12 protein-coding genes, 14 tRNA genes and 2 rRNA genes (1 of these 28 only partly in view) are annotated in these 17,659 nt (G+C 41.5%); 21 read left to right on the forward strand and 7 right to left on the reverse strand.

Translation table 11 applies throughout. The features are described 5' to 3' along the window. From AC0VXV_RS02170 to AC0VXV_RS02255, 18 genes are all read left to right on the forward strand, one after another. Positions 1 to 1,393, forward strand: a 23S ribosomal RNA gene (locus AC0VXV_RS02170) (it extends 1,536 nt beyond the left edge of the window). A gap of 75 nt (positions 1,394 to 1,468) precedes the next feature. Beyond that, positions 1,469 to 1,584, forward strand: a 5S ribosomal RNA gene (gene rrf, locus AC0VXV_RS02175). Between the two features lie 12 nt (positions 1,585 to 1,596). Then, positions 1,597 to 1,672, forward strand: a tRNA-Val gene (locus AC0VXV_RS02180). Positions 1,673 to 1,682: 10 nt separating this feature from the next. Beyond that, positions 1,683 to 1,758 (forward strand) — tRNA-Lys (locus AC0VXV_RS02185). 52 nt (positions 1,759 to 1,810) lie between these two features. After that, positions 1,811 to 1,885 (forward strand) — tRNA-Gly (locus tag AC0VXV_RS02190). A 6-nt stretch (positions 1,886 to 1,891) separates the two neighbouring features. Then, a tRNA-Leu gene (locus AC0VXV_RS02195) sits at positions 1,892 to 1,980 on the forward strand. 19 nt (positions 1,981 to 1,999) lie between these two features. Further along, positions 2,000 to 2,076: transfer RNA gene (locus tag AC0VXV_RS02200), tRNA-Arg, on the forward strand. A 58-nt stretch (positions 2,077 to 2,134) separates the two neighbouring features. Then, positions 2,135 to 2,208: transfer RNA gene (locus AC0VXV_RS02205), tRNA-Met, on the forward strand. 12 nt (positions 2,209 to 2,220) lie between these two features. Further along, positions 2,221 to 2,313: transfer RNA gene (locus AC0VXV_RS02210), tRNA-Ser, on the forward strand. A 44-nt stretch (positions 2,314 to 2,357) separates the two neighbouring features. Beyond that, a tRNA-Met gene (locus AC0VXV_RS02215) sits at positions 2,358 to 2,432 on the forward strand. A gap of 3 nt (positions 2,433 to 2,435) precedes the next feature. Further along, positions 2,436 to 2,511 (forward strand) — tRNA-Asp (locus AC0VXV_RS02220). A 5-nt stretch (positions 2,512 to 2,516) separates the two neighbouring features. After that, a tRNA-Phe gene (locus AC0VXV_RS02225) sits at positions 2,517 to 2,592 on the forward strand. A gap of 3 nt (positions 2,593 to 2,595) precedes the next feature. Then, a tRNA-Gly gene (locus AC0VXV_RS02230) sits at positions 2,596 to 2,669 on the forward strand. 11 nt (positions 2,670 to 2,680) lie between these two features. Further along, positions 2,681 to 2,757: transfer RNA gene (locus AC0VXV_RS02235), tRNA-Ile, on the forward strand. Between the two features lie 11 nt (positions 2,758 to 2,768). Then, a tRNA-Asn gene (locus tag AC0VXV_RS02240) sits at positions 2,769 to 2,844 on the forward strand. 1 nt (position 2,845) lies between these two features. Next, a tRNA-Glu gene (locus AC0VXV_RS02245) sits at positions 2,846 to 2,917 on the forward strand. 255 nt (positions 2,918 to 3,172) lie between these two features. After that, positions 3,173 to 4,741: an S-layer homology domain-containing protein gene (locus tag AC0VXV_RS02250; protein ID WP_475530156.1), complete on the forward strand. Its 1,569-nt coding sequence runs from the start codon at positions 3,173 to 3,175 to the stop codon at positions 4,739 to 4,741. A 420-nt stretch (positions 4,742 to 5,161) separates the two neighbouring features. Then, entirely contained in the window at positions 5,162 to 5,782 is a 621-nt protein-coding gene (locus AC0VXV_RS02255; protein ID WP_475530157.1) for a GyrI-like domain-containing protein, read from the forward strand. 55 nt (positions 5,783 to 5,837) lie between these two features. Here AC0VXV_RS02255 and AC0VXV_RS02260 read toward each other — a convergent pair whose 3' ends face one another. After that, positions 5,838 to 7,139, reverse strand: coding sequence for a S8 family peptidase (locus tag AC0VXV_RS02260; RefSeq protein ID WP_475530158.1), 1,302 nt, complete (start codon positions 7,137 to 7,139; stop codon positions 5,838 to 5,840). A 132-nt stretch (positions 7,140 to 7,271) separates the two neighbouring features. On the opposite strand from AC0VXV_RS02260, the gene AC0VXV_RS02265 reads away from it, so the two are divergent. Then, entirely contained in the window at positions 7,272 to 8,486 is a 1,215-nt protein-coding gene (locus AC0VXV_RS02265) for a helix-turn-helix domain-containing protein (RefSeq protein WP_475530159.1), read from the forward strand. 162 nt (positions 8,487 to 8,648) lie between these two features. Here the strand turns inward: AC0VXV_RS02265 and AC0VXV_RS02270 are convergent, their stop codons facing one another. After that, positions 8,649 to 8,975, reverse strand: a complete 327-nt coding sequence (locus AC0VXV_RS02270; protein ID WP_475530160.1) for a DUF779 domain-containing protein — start codon at positions 8,973 to 8,975, stop codon at positions 8,649 to 8,651. Between the two features lie 310 nt (positions 8,976 to 9,285). Further along, complete coding sequence (gene exaC, locus AC0VXV_RS02275) at positions 9,286 to 10,806, reverse strand: acetaldehyde dehydrogenase ExaC (protein WP_475530161.1); 1,521 nt, start codon at positions 10,804 to 10,806, stop codon at positions 9,286 to 9,288. A gap of 475 nt (positions 10,807 to 11,281) precedes the next feature. Here exaC and AC0VXV_RS02280 point away from each other — a divergent pair, with 475 nt between their 5' ends. Further along, on the forward strand, positions 11,282 to 12,304 hold the full coding sequence (locus AC0VXV_RS02280) for an AbrB family transcriptional regulator (protein ID WP_475530162.1): 1,023 nt from the start codon (positions 11,282 to 11,284) through the stop codon (positions 12,302 to 12,304). Between the two features lie 172 nt (positions 12,305 to 12,476). Beyond that, the gene (cyoE, locus tag AC0VXV_RS02285) at positions 12,477 to 13,373 is read left to right on the forward strand and encodes a heme o synthase (protein ID WP_475530163.1); all 897 of its coding nucleotides are present in this window, start codon (positions 12,477 to 12,479) and stop codon (positions 13,371 to 13,373) included. A gap of 539 nt (positions 13,374 to 13,912) precedes the next feature. Here the strand turns inward: cyoE and AC0VXV_RS02290 are convergent. The 4 genes from AC0VXV_RS02290 to AC0VXV_RS02305 all read right to left on the reverse strand — a co-directional run bounded on the left by AC0VXV_RS02290 (position 13,913) and on the right by AC0VXV_RS02305 (position 17,659). Continuing rightward, a complete protein-coding gene (locus AC0VXV_RS02290) occupies positions 13,913 to 15,295 on the reverse strand; it encodes a dipeptidase (protein ID WP_475530164.1) in 1,383 nt (460 codons plus the stop codon). A 240-nt stretch (positions 15,296 to 15,535) separates the two neighbouring features. Continuing rightward, the gene (locus AC0VXV_RS02295; protein ID WP_475530165.1) at positions 15,536 to 15,937 is read right to left on the reverse strand and encodes a YrvL family regulatory protein; all 402 of its coding nucleotides are present in this window, start codon (positions 15,935 to 15,937) and stop codon (positions 15,536 to 15,538) included. Between the two features lie 140 nt (positions 15,938 to 16,077). Further along, positions 16,078 to 16,794 (reverse strand): hypothetical protein, encoded by a 717-nt coding sequence (locus AC0VXV_RS02300; RefSeq protein ID WP_475530166.1) that lies wholly within the window; start codon positions 16,792 to 16,794, stop codon positions 16,078 to 16,080. Between the two features lies 1 nt (position 16,795). After that, entirely contained in the window at positions 16,796 to 17,659 is an 864-nt protein-coding gene (locus tag AC0VXV_RS02305) for an ATP-binding cassette domain-containing protein (RefSeq protein WP_475530167.1), read from the reverse strand.

Genomic DNA, 17,659 nt, shown 5'->3' on the forward strand with positions numbered 1-17,659 from the left:
TGTAGGAAAATCCGCATACTTTAACGTTGAGCTGTGATGACGAGCTCGTATGAGCGAAGTTCCTGATTTCACACTGCCAAGAAAAGCCTCTATCGAGGTGAGAGGTGCCCGTACCGCAAACCGACACAGGTAGTCGAGGAGAGAATCCTAAGGTGTGCGAGAGAACTCTCGTTAAGGAACTCGGCAAAATGACCCCGTAACTTCGGGAGAAGGGGTGCTTCTTTGGGTGCATAGCCTAGAGAAGCCGCAGTGAATAGGCCCAGGCGACTGTTTAGCAAAAACACAGGTCTCTGCAAAACCGTAAGGTGACGTATAGGGGCTGACGCCTGCCCGGTGCTGGAAGGTTAAGAGGAGCGGTTAGCGCAAGCGAAGCTGTGAATTGAAGCCCCAGTAAACGGCGGCCGTAACTATAACGGTCCTAAGGTAGCGAAATTCCTTGTCGGGTAAGTTCCGACCCGCACGAAAGGCGTAACGATCTGGGCACTGTCTCAACGAGAGACTCGGTGAAATTATAGTACCTGTGAAGATGCAGGTTACCCGCGACAGGACGGAAAGACCCCGTGGAGCTTTACTGTAGCCTGATATTGAATTTTGGTACAACTTGTACAGGATAGGTAGGAGCCAGAGATCTCGGAGCGCCAGCTTCGAAGGAGGCGTCGGTGGGATACTACCCTGGTTGTATTGAACTTCTAACCCATGCCCCTTAGCGGGGTAGGAGACAGTGTCAGGCGGACAGTTTGACTGGGGCGGTCGCCTCCTAAAAGGTAACGGAGGCGCCCAAAGGTTCCCTCAGAATGGTTGGAAATCATTCGTAGAGTGTAAAGGCATAAGGGAGCTTGACTGCGAGACCTACAAGTCGAGCAGGGTCGAAAGACGGGCTTAGTGATCCGGTGGTTCCGCATGGAAGGGCCATCGCTCAACGGATAAAAGCTACCCCGGGGATAACAGGCTTATCTCCCCCAAGAGTCCACATCGACGGGGAGGTTTGGCACCTCGATGTCGGCTCATCGCATCCTGGGGCTGTAGTCGGTCCCAAGGGTTGGGCTGTTCGCCCATTAAAGCGGTACGCGAGCTGGGTTCAGAACGTCGTGAGACAGTTCGGTCCCTATCCGTCGTGGGCGTAGGAAATTTGAGAGGAGCTGTCCTTAGTACGAGAGGACCGGGATGGACATACCGCTGGTGTACCAGTTGTCTTGCCAAAGGCATCGCTGGGTAGCTATGTATGGACGGGATAAGTGCTGAAAGCATCTAAGCATGAAGCCCCCCTCAAGATGAGATTTCCCATTACGCAAGTAAGTAAGACCCCTGAAAGACGATCAGGTAGATAGGTTCGAGGTGGAAGTGCGGTGACGCATGCAGCTGACGAATACTAATCGGTCGAGGACTTAACCACATTTTATTGCACCAATTCAATGAAACGTTTATCCAGTTTTGAAAGAATGAAATTTCTTTTAACTAAATAATTAAGTGAAGTGATGATGGCAAAGAGGTCACACCCGTTCCCATACCGAACACGGAAGTTAAGCTCTTTAGCGCCGATGGTAGTTGGGGGCTTCCCCCTGCGAGAGTAGGACGTCGCTTCGCTTATTTTTTTTGGGAGGATTAGCTCAGCTGGGAGAGCACCTGCCTTACAAGCAGGGGGTCGGCGGTTCGAACCCGTCATCCTCCACCATTTTAATCAAGAGCCATTAGCTCAGTTGGTAGAGCATCTGACTTTTAATCAGAGGGTCGAAGGTTCGAGTCCTTCATGGCTCACCAGTTTTATAGTCATTAGATATACTGTCAGAATAAAAATTCTCTAATGCATTTTGCGGAAGTAGTTCAGTGGTAGAACACCACCTTGCCAAGGTGGGGGTCGCGAGTTCGAACCTCGTCTTCCGCTCCAAAAAATGCCGGGGTGGCGGAACTGGCAGACGCACAGGACTTAAAATCCTGCGGTGAGTGATCACCGTGCCGGTTCGATTCCGGCCCTCGGCACCATCTTTTAAATAAACAATATGCGCCCGTAGCTCAATTGGATAGAGCGTCTGACTACGGATCAGAAGGTTGTGGGTTCGACTCCTGCCGGGCGCGCCATATAACTCAACTGGATAAAGCTTATACGCTTATCAAGTAGAGATAAACTTATCATCATGGCTACCTAGCTCAGCTGGCTAGAGCATTCGGTTCATACCCGAAAGGTCGTGGGTTCGACTCCCTCGGTAGCCATTTTATACTTTTGGAGGTATACCCAAGTCTGGCTGAAGGGATCGGTCTTGAAAACCGACAGGCGGGTAACACCGCGCGGGGGTTCGAATCCCTCTACCTCCTCCATTTTTACAAACTGGGTACTGAAACAAGTTCATACATAATATTATCGCGGGGTGGAGCAGTGGTAGCTCGTCGGGCTCATAACCCGAAGGTCGCAGGTTCAAGTCCTGCCCCCGCAACCAAATGGTCCCGTGGTGTAGCGGTTAACATGCCTGCCTGTCACGCAGGAGATCGCCGGTTCGATCCCGGTCGGGACCGCCATTTATGGGTTTGTAGCTCAGTTGGTAGAGCATTAGATTGAAGCTCTAAGTGTCGGCGGTTCGATTCCGTCCAAACCCACCATATGCGGGTGTAGTTTAGTGGTAAAACCTCAGCCTTCCAAGCTGATGTTGTCGGTTCGATTCCGATCACCCGCTCCAGTTTTTAAATAGGGCCTATAGCTCAGCTGGTTAGAGCGCACGCCTGATAAGCGTGAGGTCGATGGTTCGAGTCCATTTAGGCCCACCATATACAACTGTTCCGAAGTAGCTCAGTTGGTAGAGCATCCGGCTGTTAACCGGCAGGTCGCAGGTTCGAGTCCTGCCTTCGGAGCCATGGCCCGTTGGTCAAGTGGTTAAGACACCGCCCTTTCACGGCGGTAACACGGGTTCGAATCCCGTACGGGTCATTTCTAAGCATGTAGCAGAGGCTACATGCTTTTTTTGTTTGTAAAGGAATTTAAAATTCTAATATAAATCCTCGACTAGGATATTTTAATTATCAATATACAGGTGTTTAGAAAAAGCCAAATCCCATCTTATAATTTTGATTGATCATGAAAAGGATGATCAATCCATTACTACCAAAAAGATATTAATATACTATTCAAAAATAACTTCCTTTCTTTATTAATAAATCTATAATAAATAAGGGAGGTTAGAAAATGAAAAAAGCATTTAGTCTATTATTAGTGTTTCTTCTAACTGTATCCACGATGTTGCATGCTACACCGACAAGTGCGGAACAAGTGTTTACTGATGTACCGCCAAAGCATAGTAACTATCAGGATATAGCTTATTTATTGAATAAAGGGATTATTAGTGCCGACAAAAAGACGTACGGTGTGAAAGATATTGTGACGCGCGAAGAAGTGGCTGTCATGGTTGCAAAAGCTGTTGGTCTTGATGGGACACAGCGAGCGACAAAATTTAAAGATGTTCCGAAGTCTCATAAAAACAGCGGATATATCCAATCAGCTGTAGAAGCCGGTATCATTAACGGCTATACGGATGGCACGTTTAAGCCGACGACGAAAGTGACACGCGGTCATATGGCTGCATTTATTGCACGCGCATTTGATTTACCGAATGGCACGAAAACATTTAAAGATGTAAAAAAAGGTCATACGGCATATGAAGCAGTGAGCCAATTAGCTGCAGCAAAAATTACAACTGGTTATGAAGACGGTACATTCAAGCCTGCAAATAATTTAACTCGTGCTCATATTTCCGCATTTTTAGCACGTGCGGTGAAATATCAGGAGAGCTTAGGGTCATCATCTTCTAAATTGAACGTACACTTTTTAGATGTTGGACAAGGGGATTCGATTTTCGTTCAAGCACCAAATGGGAAAACAATGCTTATTGATGCAGGGACAAAAGAATACGGCAGCGCGGTTGTTGCTTATTTAAAATCTAAAAATGTGAAGAAGCTTGATTACGTAGTAGCGACACATCCGGATGCCGATCATATCGGTGGATTAGCATCAGTACTGGAAAGCTTTTCGGTTGGCGAATTTATTAACAGCGGAAAAGTCCATACAACGGCAACGTATGAAAACTTACTGCAGATGGTAGTCGATAAAAGAATTCCTTATAAAGAGCCGAAAGCGGGGGACTTGATTTCATTAGATTCGAATGTAAAAACTCAAGTATTAGCTGTCAATGCACAAGCAAGTGATACGAATGATGCTTCCATCGTATTAAAGCTGACGTATCAAAATATGTCCTTCTTGTTGATGGGTGATGCGGATGCAGGAATCGAGGAGCAAATTGCGAAGAAATATGATGTTACCGCAACAATTTTAAAAGCGGGGCATCACGGTTCAAGTTCAAGTAGTTCGCTTGGATTTTTACAAAAGGTAAATCCGAAAGCGGTTATTTTAAGTTATGAAGAGGGCAACAGCTATGGCCATCCGCATAAAGAAGTACTTACAAACATTAAAACGGTTGGTACGAAAGCTTACGCAACTGCACAGGATGGAACAATTGTTGTGACAACAAACGGTCAATCCTACTCGATTAGTGCGAAAGAGTTTATCGTGCCAAATACAACACCTGAAAAACCAAAAGGTGATGTGAATTCCGGGACGTATGTTATTCCAGGAGCACCGACTGCATTTAAAAACTGTACAGAAATGCGAGTTTATTATCCGTCAGGTGTCAGCTCATTGCATCCCGCTTATGCAACAGCAAGAGACGGCGATAAAGATGGCTGGGCTTGTGAATTATAATATACGTGACGCAGCTTAAGTGATTTTTACTTAAGCTGTTTTTTGTTGGGAGGTTTTACTAGAACAAAGGTGTGGGTTATTAGAAAAATTGGTGGCGATATTAGAAGGAACTTGGGGGATATTAGGAGTTTCATCGACTCCAGCTGTATTGAAGTCCCGTTTTCGGCTGAATACGTTGAAATGAAATACGATCGGATTTTTATTAGAACAATTAGAACCGATATTAGAAGAAGTCCGGCGGATATTAGCTGATCAGTAGAGGATGTTACAAAACGACTGCTAATTAGAACAAATCCCGGTTATATTAGAAAATCGCAACTTTATTAGAACATAAAATTATTTTAGAACTTTTCCGAACATATTAGAACATTGCGGTCAACCTCATAAAGCGTGTATCTTTAAGGTAAAGGGGTGGATGAAATGAAGCATGAATATAAAAAGCACGAAAAAGAGCTGTATGGCACAAAAGCAAAACCGGCATTAGTGGACGTACCCCTACAGAAGTACATCTGTATTAAAGGCGAGGGCAATCCGAATGGAAAAGACTTTAAAGAACGTGTAGAAGCGCTATACAGTTTGGCGTATACGTTACGCATGAGTCTTAAAAACGGGTTTGCGCCGGATGACTATTTTGAGTACACGGTCTACCCGCTTGAAGGGCTGTGGGATAAAAAGAATTATGATTCCGATGAGCTCCACCTAGATGACCTTGTGTATACGATTATGATCCGCCAGCCGGAATTTGTGGATGAAGCAATGTTCAATAAAGCGATGGAAGTGGCGCGGAACAAAAAGCGAAATGAACTGTTGTCCGAAGTTTACTTTGACAAGATGACGGATGGTTTGTCGGTTCAAATGCTGCATATCGGTCCGTTTGTTACAGAGAGTGAGACGTTCTCGGTTATGAAGGAGTTTATTGAAAACAATGACTTGCGCATTAAAACATTGGAGCACCGCGAAATCTATTTATCGGATCCGCGTAAAGTAACCGGTGATCGATTAAAAACATTACTGCGCTACCGTGTAGAAAAAATTAAATGAAAAAACGAAACACCAGCAGCCACGGCCGGTGTTTCGTTTTTATTGGATTTTAAAATTACTGAACGCGGGCAAATCCGAATCCTGAAGCGTAGTCATCGCCTGTAGCGGCACCGTAACCGCCTTTAATATCTACAGCTTTTGCGCGTGTTTGTAAGTTCGAGCGCAGTTGCGTGTGAGACCAAGATGGATTTTGAGCCCAGATTTTTGCTGCTAAACCTGATACGTGAGGTGTAGCCATTGATGTCCCGCTAATTGTGTTGTAGCCGCCGTTATACCATGTAGAATAAATGGCTGAACCAGGAGCTGAGATTTCGATATCACCTTGTTGAATGACATAATCGCCATCAGTTGAAGCATAACCACGTGAAGAATAGTCAGCTACACGGTATGTCCCATTTTGCTGTATATTTTCCAATGCTGCTACTGCAATGGCGTTCGGTAATGCACCCGGATAGCCGATTGTTCCTTGTGCATAGCCTGAGTTACCAGCAGCCGCAACAACAAGTACGCCTTTGCTGTATGCATAGTTGACTGCACTTGAAATTAGGCTGTTGTTCGCTGAAGAACCTAATGACATGTTAATAATAGTTTTCGTACGAGTAGATGTTGCTTGGTCAGCGGCATGACGGATTGCTGCAGCAATATCATCCGAGTAACCAGAACCGCTGTCTGTCAATACTTTGTATGCCCAAAGATCTGCATCTGGAGCAACACCGTAAACGCCACCTCTGTCGCTTCCGCCATCAGCCAATGCTGAACCGGCAACATGCGTACCGTGGCCGTTTCTGTCAGTACAGCTATTGTTTACAACAGATGTTGCAGTCGTAAAGTCTTTACATTGCTCCACATTGTTCGATAGGTCAGGGTGGGAAGTATTTACTCCCGTATCTAGTACAGCGATATTTACGCCGCTCCCTCCAGATGTAGATGTTAACGAACTATTATTATAAATCGCTTTAATTCCCCATGGTACTTGCTGGAAAGCTCGTGCGTAAGCTGATGCATCCGGCGTTCTATCTTCTACTGAATAATCCTCTCCCAATTCCAAGTTGATCGGATCTAAAGAAACGACAGGAACTTTTGTGACTGTGAAATTTTTATTCTTTTGTAATGCCTGGAATTGCTTTTCATTCATTTCTGTTGAAAATCCGTTCTCAGTTAATTCCCAACGAGCTGAATATTGGGCTTTTGCTGATTGTTTTGCAGACTGGTTGTTTGCTTCAATGTACACACGGAACTTTTCTTGTCCGACATTGTTTGCCGAATTGTCTTCACTACCCAGAGTTGCCGCATGTGCCGGACTCATTAATGACCCTGCAATCAAAAGACTAAATAACGTACTCTTCACTTTTTTCATTTTTCCTGACCCCTTTTCAAAATATATTTGGATTACATATTGAATTTATCACAATAACAGTTTTTTGATTATTGGGAAAATATTAAGTATACTAGATAAACTAACTAACTTTTAAAGGGGTGTGGTATTTGAATGAAAATAGGTTCTTTAATAAAGTACTATCGTACAAAGCTGGGAATGACTCAAAATGAGGTAGCAGCGGGAATTTGCTCAATTCCACATTTAAGTAAAATAGAAAATAACAATAAAGAAGCAAACTGCGAGACAATTCGTCTACTGCTGGAACGTCTGAATATTAATAGCCATGACGTTGAAAATAGCGAACACCATATCATAAAGTTATTGAAAGACTTACAAAAACAGATCAATTATCTAGAAAATGAGAAAGCTAATGAGACAATGGACCGATTAAAAGACTATGAAGAAATTATTGGTTTTACGGAATCTATCTATTTATATGAACTTTATAAATTACGATACTACGTTTTTATTAACGAATATAAACTGGCGGAACAACAGCTGAAGTGGCTAAATGCCCACCGTCAAAATTTTTCCCAACACGAGAGATATTTACATTCTTACTACTATGCATTAGTTTTATTAACAAGAGGAAAATACGCGGAAGCAGCTGTAGAACTAACTACTATACTTCAGACAAATTCAGAACTCGGATCACTGGAAGGGGAGTTTTACTATCACTTTTCGTTAATAAAAGGACGGCTCGATGAACCAAGCCAGGCAATCATTTACGGGAGAAAAGCACTGCATTTTTATAAGGATCAGTTTAATTTTAAGCGGATTATTTATACATCGATGTCGCTCGCTCTTTATTACGCTCAGGGGAAAGTGTTCCATGAAGCAATCGAAATTTATGGTCATCTATTGAGAAATGTTGAATTGATGCAGCAACAGCAATTACTGCCTGCTATATACCATAATCTTGGAGATTTATATCAAATGAGAGGCGAATATGAAAGTGCCCTCGTTTACTTTGAGAAAAGTGCTTCGTTAATGGAAAATAACAGCGATAACTATTTATTTTGTTTATATAACTTGGGCATGACGCAATTTCGTCTTGATCAAAAGGAAGAAAGTATGAAAACTTTTACTATTTTAAAGGAAGAAGCAAAAAGTAAGAGAAAATTAAGTTTTAATTTATTTGCTTCTTTTTATTTATATTTGCTAGGTGGACAAGAAAAGAAAGCGATGGAATTTTTGGAGGGGAGGTTAATTCCGTTCACGGCAAACAGTGAAGAATTTAAAGAAATGCACCAGCAGTTTTCTTATTTATTGGGCGAGTACTACCGGCAAGAAAAGAAGTTTGAAAAAGCAATCCAATTCATTTAATTATAAAGGAGACGAAGAATATGAAGAAAAACGTTAAATTATCGCTATTATTATTAAGTGTGGCATTGGCAACATTGTCTATCCCAATTTATCCCCCAGTTTTATCATAATAAAAAAGCGCCATTCAGAAGCTTATACAAGCCGCTGAATGGCGTTTTGCAATTATTTCATTACCTTTGACTTCATCAAAAAAGCAAAGCCTTCAGCGCTCTCCAAAGAAAATGAAGCACCGCGACCTTCCATTACCTCAACAACAACTTGCATATGCTTTAAGTACTCCGCCTGATGTTTATCAATATAATACGGGACACCCGCAATCTCCCCAATGAGGACAAGCTGGCTGCTAATATAGTGGCCGTCCGCTTGGAAACACATCGGCACCGTACCATCACAGCATCCCGAAGACTGTTCAAAAACTAAGTTTCCATGCTTCGCCTTCATTAGCTCAATTACCTCAACCGCTTTTTCAGTTGCGATTAGCTTTTCCATATAAAATGACCTCCTTTTTGTGGATAATGCTGTGGAAATTTGAGAATTCCACTCACTGCAGGTAGCTTGTTGAAGCTGTTCCGCTCTGCTGCGTTGCGGGGCATGCTTTTCTGGGGGCGTGGCTCCAACTAACTAAATGCTTGTCAATACGCCGGCAAGCATTTAGTGGATTTTCCGCGTACGCTGATCCCCTAGAAGTCAGCCCCTCCACTCCGCGCCGCTCTGTTTTCTTCCATAAAGCCCACAGCAACTTCACTTAAAATATTAAAAGGGATGTGCTAGATTAGCACATCCCTCATATCGCTTCGGCTTAGAAGAAACCTTGAGCGTTTTTGTTGTAGCTTACTAACATACATTTTGTTTGTTGGTAGTGCTCTAACATCATTAAGTGGTTTTCGCGACCGATACCTGATTTTTTGAATCCACCGAATGCTGCGTGAGCAGGGTATTGGTGGTAAGTGTTTGTCCAAACACGACCAGCTTGGATACCACGAACAGCGCGGTAAGCTGTATCCATGTTACGAGACCATACACCAGCACCTAGACCGAATTCTGTATCGTTTGCGATTTCCATTGCTTCTTCAAAAGTAGAGAATGTTGTTACAGAAAGAACTGGACCAAAGATCTCTTCTTGGAAGATACGCATTTTGTTGTTACCTTTGAATACTGTTGGTGCCACATAGTAGCCGCCTTCTTGGTCAGCATCTAATTGATTTTGGTAGCCGCCGATAAGTAGCTCAGCGCCTTCTTCTTTACCGATTTCGATGTAAGATAAGATTTTTTGTAATTGCTCATTTGAAGCTTGAGCACCCATCATAACTTCTGTATCTAACGGGTTACCGATTTTGATTGCTTTTACGCGCTCTAATACACGTTCCATGAATTTGTCATAAATAGATTCGTGAATTAATGCACGTGAAGGACAAGTACAAATTTCGCCTGAGTTTAATGCGAACATTACTAAACCTTCGATTGCTTTATCTAAATACTCATCGTCTTGATCCATTACGTCTGGGAAGAAGATGTTCGGTGATTTACCACCTAGCTCTAATGTTACAGGGATAATGTTCTCTGTCGCATATTGCATAATTAAACGGCCAACACCAGTAGAACCAGTGAATGCTACTTTTTGGATACGTGGGTTTGTAGCAAGTGGTTTACCTACTTCAATACCTAAACCGTTTACAACGTTGAATACACCTTTTGGCAGTAAATCTTGGATTAATTCGATTAATACCATGATTGAAGCTGGTGTTTGTTCAGCAGGCTTCATTACGATTACGTTACCAGCTGCTAATGCAGGTGCGATTTTCCAAGTAGCCATAAGTAATGGGAAGTTCCAAGGAATAATTTGACCTACAACCCCGATTGGCTCATGGAAGTGGTATGCTACTGTATCGTTATCGATTTGAGAAATACCGCCTTCTTGTGCACGGATTGCTCCAGCGAAGTAACGGAAGTGATCGATTGCTAATGGAATATCAGCGTTTAATGTTTCACGTACTGCTTTACCGTTGTCCCAAGTTTCAGCAACAGCGATTTTTTCTAGATTTTCTTCAATGCGGTCTGCAATTTTATTTAAAATATTCGCGCGGTATGCAACAGAAGTTTGTGCCCAGGCACCTTTAGCTGCATGTGCTGCGTCTAAAGCTAATTCAATATCTTCCTCAGTTGAACGAGCAACTGTAGTAAATACTTTACCAGTTACAGGTGATTTTACATCTAGGTATTGCCCTTTAACAGGAGCAATCCATTCGCCACCGATAAAGTTATCATATTTTTCTTTAAAGTTGATTACTGCACCAGCAGTATTAGGGTTTGCATAGATCATCTATTAACACCTCTATTATGTTATTAAAGTTGCAACAACTTTATGAACCTATTATGCACTCATGTATGAAAAATCGCAAATGAAAATGCTTACATACTTACTTGTGTTGTTATATTTGTAAAGTGAAATTGCATGTAAATATCATTTTAGAGGCAATATTTATGTACTGATACAGAAATGGTAGCGGTGGGATGTAATAAAAAATAGTGGATTAATCCTTATAGTATTATAATGAATGATTATTATATAACAAAAGTAACAGCCGAATGTATTTGCATAAAAATACATAAATAATTATAAAAAATTTTTGTAATCTTTTTTTCAGAACAATTTAAGTAGTTCAAAATAAATTTATTATTACATATTTTCTAGTTTCCACTGTTTAGTGCCTCCTTTAAGATTTTTTTAGTTATTCGCATTCCGAAATAATTTAAGTTAAAATGAACGTATTCATTAAAAGAAAAGGGGAGGAGTTATGCTTCTTGTATTCGTAATTGCACTAATTGGGGCACTTCTATTCTCCGCGCTTTCACTGCCGATACCATGGCTAATCGGTCCTATTTTTTCGGTATTAATTGCACAATTTTTCATAAAAGACCGGCTGAGATGGCCAGCAGTTTTACGTAATACTGGACTTGTAATCGTCGGTGTCGCGATTGGACAGCAATTTGATTTCGCGCTTTTTTCAGATTTCAAATCATTGCTGTTCTTTATGGTCATCGTGAATGTTCTATTATTTGCGTTTTGTTTAGGGATTGCATGGATTATTGCCAGATCAACGGGGCTTACATTTAAAACGGCCGTCGCTGCCAATGTGCCGGGGGGATTATCTCAGCTTGTATTGTTTGCAGAAGAAGAAGGGGATGTCCATTTAACAGCGGTCACGTATTTTCATATTGTGCGTGTGTTGGAGGTAGTGCTGCTCATTCCGTTTTTAGTTTCTGGTCACGTTGTTGGAGGTGCGAGTATTCCGTTAACATGGGACGTTTGGCAAGTAGTCCTTGTCATTTTGCTCGCTGCTGTTGCTGTTCCGCTTGGCAGAAAATTAAAGCTGCCCGTCGCGCACTTTTTAACACCAATCATTATTGTCATCGGATTAAAGTTCTTTGGAATTGAAGCGCCGACAATGCCGAGTGATGTTCTTCATATTGCACAAATTTTAATCGGTGCCTACATCGGATTGTTATTAAAGCCGGAAACATTACGTCTGCCATTGAAAGTTCTAATCGGCGGGGTGACGAGTACTGTTGCAATGATCATTCTCACATACGGCACAAGTTTACTCATCGCACGGTTCTTAGATTTAAGTTTTGCGACAAGCTTTTTAAGTACAGCACCTGGAGGACTCGATCAAATGGGTCTGCTGGCCGCAGCGGTAAAGGCGGATATTTCCGTTGTAACGGTATTCCAGCTATTTCGTTTACTGTTTATTTTCTTATGTATACTGCCTATTATTAAATGGGTTTACCGGGATCGGAGAGCACCTGTACAACGATAAATATAATTCCGTTGCGTTAAGTGTCTGCCGAGTATCCAATCGATTAATTGTGACAGCATTATCACGACATTTTAAGTGCAAAGATGAGAAAAAAAGCCTGGATGCTAACCCTTTGTGTCCCTTATAGGGTATACTAGAGAAAGTGATTAATTGAGGAAGTAGGATTAAGAACATGCAAACGCAATCGAATCGTCAGTTGTGGGCGCAAGCTGTGAAGACCGGCATTATTAAATCAAACTTAATTCCGATGATCGCGGCATTAATGCTCGCCCTGTATACGTATGAATTAAATTTTATTGAACATATTCCCGCTATTATTTATGCAATTATTGGTTCTGCGGCCGTCATAGCTGCTGCAGGTGCATATAACAACGTATATGACCGGGATATCGATCAAATTATGCCCCGTACAAAATCACGTCCAACCGTTACTGGAGAACTATCTGCAAAGTTAGTGCTAATCGTTGCGACGATTTTATTAATACTAGGATGTACGGCGCTTTATTTCGCATCACCGTTAGCTGCTTTGTTAGGGTTTTTAGGTGTATTTTTCTATGTTGTCCCTTACACAATGTGGACAAAACGCCGTACAATCTGGAATACAGAAGTTGGCAGTATATCAGGTGCAATGCCACCACTGATTGGGTGGGCAGCCGTCGCTCCGGATCTTTGGCATCCGGCCGCATGGGCACTGTTTCTAATTATGGTTATTTGGCAAATGCCGCACTTTTATGCCATTGCTATTCGTAAAAAAGAAGATTACGCCGCGGCTAATATCCCGATGCTACCTGTAGCAAAAGGGGAGCAACGCACATATATTCAGTCGAATATTTATCTCGTGCTGCTAAGTTTATCGAGCTTTTTATTTTTACCGCTTAGTTTAGGCTTAACAATCGTCTCTCTTGTCCTTGGTGTCATTTGGCTCTGCATGAGTATTGCAGCATCCAAAAAACAAGGTGAGAAAAAATGGGCAAATATTATGTTCGGCTATTCGCTTTTCCATATGATGGCTGTATTTGGGACAGTCTTTATTTATGCAACAGTTGGTATGATTTTAAATGTGCTTTAAGGCTGTATAATCTAAAACTCATCCATTTTCTTATAGAGAAAATGGATGGGTTTTTTGTTTATAGAGACTGAGAGCATGCATAGGCTTGTTCCCTTATTTAGTAAAAATTGCTTAGATGTAATGGATTTCTCTTTTAAATTATAAAATTTCATCAAAAATCAACTGAAGAATATCAAAATATTATCATTTTATATCCGCTTGTTGAGAATTTGTGAACAGAAATTGTGAGCATAATATGACAATGAGAACCCTCGTATTTTTTGATGGAAGGGGACATGTTATTATTGGTTTATCAAGTGGAGCGGGTTGCATGGTAGGCAAACTTGTTCACTCATTGATATGCTATGTTACTCATAAATCTCGTACATGACTTCGACAACATATAGACCCCCCTATTTTTATATGATCTCGTACGGATTAAAAAAGACTCCAATGCTGTAGTGGGCAATGGAGTCTTTTTTTAAGATCTAGGCTAAAGCGCCAACTCCTCGCAATATTAGGTCACTCGGAGTTGGATGGGCGCTTTAGCACTTTTGTTCTTAAAATTTAATTGTTGCTACTTCATGCATGTAATCGCCAAGTACGCGTAGCCCTTGGTCGAAGTTTTCCAGATGGAAATGTTCGTTCGGAGCATGGAAGTTTTCGCTTGAAAGACCGAAGCCCATTAGCACAACAGGCAAGTCTAAAATTTCATCGAATGCTGCTACGATTGGGATTGACCCGCCACCTCGTGTATAAGCTGTAGGTACTTCATACACTTTTTCATATGAACGGCCTGCTGCCTGAATTGCCGGGTGGTCAAACGGTGTTAAATAAGGTTTTCCTTTATCAAATTCAGAAATTGTTACTTCGACACCTGTTGGTTTATGCTTTTCAATATGTGCTTTCAGTAAAGCGACAATTTCCTCAGGGTCTTGATCCGGTACTAAGCGACATGTGATTTTTGCACCCGCTTCAGCAGGTAATACTGTTTTAATGCCTTCACCAGAGAAGCCGCCGAATACGCCGTTCACTTCCAATGTTGGGCGTGCCCATGTTTGTTCTAAGTAAGAATAGCCAGCTTCACCGAATAATTCTTTTACACCGACTTCTTCTTTTAATGCTTCTTCATTAAAGTTTAGATCGCGGTAAGCTTGACGCTCTTCTTCAGATAGGGGACGCACTGAATCATAGAAGCCTTCCACTTGAATTGTTCCGTGTTCGTCACGGAAAGATGCTAAAATTTCTGCAAGTGCATGGATTGCGTTTTGAACACCGCCGCCATAAAGGCCAGAGTGCAGGTCACCTTTCGCACCGCGCACATCAATTTGCACACCTGTTAATCCGCGTAAGCCGTAGCATACTGCCGGTTTTCCTTTCGCATAAAGCCCTGTATCGGAAATGACGATCAAGTCTGCCGCTAATTTTTCTTTATTGTCTTCTGTATATTTCGGAAGAGATGGACTGCCGATTTCCTCTTCACCTTCATAAATGAATTTCACGTTAACCGGTAATGTACCTTCTGTCGCAAATAAAGCTTCGATCATTTTTAAATGCATGAACACTTGTCCTTTATCATCCGAAGAACCACGTGCAAACAGTTTATTGTCACGGATGGCCGGTTCGAAAGGAGGTGTTTCCCATAAGTTTAGGGGGTCCACTGGTTGTACATCATAATGACCGTAGAAGAGGATTGTCGGTTTGTCTTCAGCATGAAGCCAATCACCGTAAACGACCGGATGACCGGCTGTTTCATCTACTGATACGTTTTCGATGTTTAATGATTTTAAGTGGTCTGCCAGCCAGTTTGCCGCTGACAGCATATCTGCCTTATGCTCAGATAAAGCGGAAATACTAGGAATGCGTAAAAATTCGTTTAACTCCGCTAAATGGCGTTCACGGTTTTCTGTAAAGTAAGCATCTAATTTTTCTAAATGACTCATATGGTTGAGTGCCTCCCTTTATCTTATTCAGCAACCCTCACCTTTTCAGGAGAATGTTGAGCGCTTGTTTGTTTAATTCAGCGAGTATCTTAAAAGCCCGCTGAATGAAGATAAGCCTCTGGCAGATGTCACAGATTTTTAAAGGAAATTTTTGATTAAACTCAAAAAATCTGGACGGAATTACGCAGAGGCGTAATTGATTCGGTTATGGAAATAATTATAGCATAGAACGAATGGAAATCAGCTTCCCATCTTTCCTTTTTTTGAACCTGCATCAAACACCCAATACATTGTCGCCGTTGCGATCGCAAAGACAATTCCGCCATATATAGGCAAGTAGATGGATTCCATCAAGAGGGAAATTGTCATTAAAAGTGTGAAGGAGATGAGTAAATGCGCAAAGTATTTATGGAACCGGTGATACTGCGTTGTTTTTAATTCAATCAGGACATCGGAAAACATGACAAGCGCAAATTCTATGATTCCGTAGATTAGGATGAACCAAATTAAGTTGCCCCAACCTTCAAATTCAATTCCTACAAGCAGTAAAATGCCTACTTCCACGGAAATCGCGACTCCGATAATCCCTAAAAATAATAAACCGATAAAAATAAAGCTGAAATAACCTCCGAAATTTTTCATATAGACTCCTAACAATTTTGAATAGATCATAGTTAGTATAAATGATTTCCGGAAAAAAGAGGGAAGCGCGCTCTCGTCAAAGAATATAAAAACACCTGAAGTAAGCACACTTTTTCAAATGCCTCACTACAGGTATAAATTTATGCTTTAACTGTCATGTTTTTCGTTAACTGACGAATCGTATAAACTAAAGCACCGATTAATAGGACATTTAACAACACTATAATAACAGTGGAGTAGTTTTCGACGCTGATTATGCTAAAAATCGCTAATGGTAGATCTTCACCCCATAACCCTGAGTGAATGAAAATCACAAGAAGTGAAATTATAATAAAACTCACGCCCCTATAAAGGTTCATTCGATGAAATCCTGCAGCGATAAACCAGCCGACTAAATAAAATACGACAATATCCAAAGCCAATTTCACAAAGTATAATGACATTTGTTCAAAGCTATTAGAGAAGTTACCAAATATGAAGTGTTCAACCCCGTATAAAATTGCCGTTAACACTGTAAATGAGACCGCCAACAGGAAAACGCCCATGACATTTCCTTTAAAATAAGCTTTTCGTGTAATGCCCATCGATACGAAATATTGAAGAAATGGCCCCATTGATAAAATCCCGCATACTAAGAAAAAGATGCGCGCGGAATCACCGAGCAGGTCGGCAATCGAAGTTTCAGAACCCTCCTCCATAAATGTGGGGACACTCATTTCAAAGCTATTTCCTGTGAAATTTGAAAAAACAACACTCCCAATATAGATTGCTAAAACAATCCCCATAAACCAAAGTGTCCAGCCTCCAATTACTTGAAACATAGCAGTGCCGACGACAAATGATTTTTTCGTTCTCATATTAAGATTCCTCCTCCGTCAAATGGATGAATAGCTCTTGTAAGGTAATCTGTGCAATTTGTAATCCATTCGCACGTTGTTTTTCTTCTTCTGAAAGCTGTCCATAAACCATCGCCTGCTTCGTGCTCCCTAGAACTTGCTCTTTTAAAACGGTTTTCCCAATTGTAAATGCATCGACCTCTTCAAATGGCCCTGTCACCGTAACGCCTCGCGATGTGAATGTATCAAGATCTTCGTGAATTACGATTTCACCCTGGTCGATAATAATAACTTCCTCAAACATCGACTCCATTTCCGAAATTAAATGCGTCGATAAGATGATTGTTCTCGGATGCTCCATATAATCATTTAATACTTCTTCATAAAATTTTACGCGTGCAGGTGCGTCCATTCCTAAATAGGCTTCATCAAAAATCGTAATCGCACATCGACTTGCTAAACCAATGACGACATGCATTGCAGACATCATCCCGCGCGATAGGGAGGAGACAGATACATCTTCAGGAAGGCGGAACCGTTGCATCAACGCTTTTGCATAAGCTTCATCAAAATTCGGACGAAATGCTGCTGTTTGCTTAATGTATTTCCATACTTTTTCCGACTCATCGAGCTTTATATCCCGGATGAAAATAATATTTTCCATCAAATCTTCATTTTCAAAAATAGAAACACCGTCAATTGCTACCCGTCCGGACGTTGCTTGTGCAAAGCTCGCAAGTAGTGAGAGCAAAGAAGTTTTTCCGGCCCCATTTCGACCGAGCAACCCGTATATTTTATTTGTTTCTAATGTAAGGGAAATATTTTTTAATATTTGTTTATTTATTAACTGAAGAGAGACATCTTCAAATTGAATGACATTGTACAT

The organism is Solibacillus sp. iso_87, assembly GCF_056173085.1.

Coding starts and splice junctions, on each gene's coding strand:
- AC0VXV_RS02250 (WP_475530156.1), top strand. CDS start 3,173: ATGAAAAAAGCATTTAGTCTATTATTAGTGTTTCTTCTAACTGTATCC.
- exaC (WP_475530161.1), bottom strand. CDS start 10,806: ATGATCTATGCAAACCCTAATACTGCTGGTGCAGTAATCAACTTTAAA.
- AC0VXV_RS02290 (WP_475530164.1), bottom strand. CDS start 15,295: ATGAGTCATTTAGAAAAATTAGATGCTTACTTTACAGAAAACCGTGAA.
- AC0VXV_RS02265 (WP_475530159.1), top strand. CDS start 7,272: ATGAAAATAGGTTCTTTAATAAAGTACTATCGTACAAAGCTGGGAATG.
- cyoE (WP_475530163.1), top strand. CDS start 12,477: ATGCAAACGCAATCGAATCGTCAGTTGTGGGCGCAAGCTGTGAAGACC.
- AC0VXV_RS02300 (WP_475530166.1), bottom strand. CDS start 16,794: ATGAGAACGAAAAAATCATTTGTCGTCGGCACTGCTATGTTTCAAGTA.
- AC0VXV_RS02305 (WP_475530167.1), bottom strand. CDS start 17,659: ATGTACAATGTCATTCAATTTGAAGATGTCTCTCTTCAGTTAATAAAT.
- AC0VXV_RS02270 (WP_475530160.1), bottom strand. CDS start 8,975: ATGGAAAAGCTAATCGCAACTGAAAAAGCGGTTGAGGTAATTGAGCTA.
- AC0VXV_RS02295 (WP_475530165.1), bottom strand. CDS start 15,937: ATGAAAAATTTCGGAGGTTATTTCAGCTTTATTTTTATCGGTTTATTA.
- AC0VXV_RS02280 (WP_475530162.1), top strand. CDS start 11,282: ATGCTTCTTGTATTCGTAATTGCACTAATTGGGGCACTTCTATTCTCC.
- AC0VXV_RS02255 (WP_475530157.1), top strand. CDS start 5,162: ATGAAGCATGAATATAAAAAGCACGAAAAAGAGCTGTATGGCACAAAA.
- AC0VXV_RS02260 (WP_475530158.1), bottom strand. CDS start 7,139: ATGAAAAAAGTGAAGAGTACGTTATTTAGTCTTTTGATTGCAGGGTCA.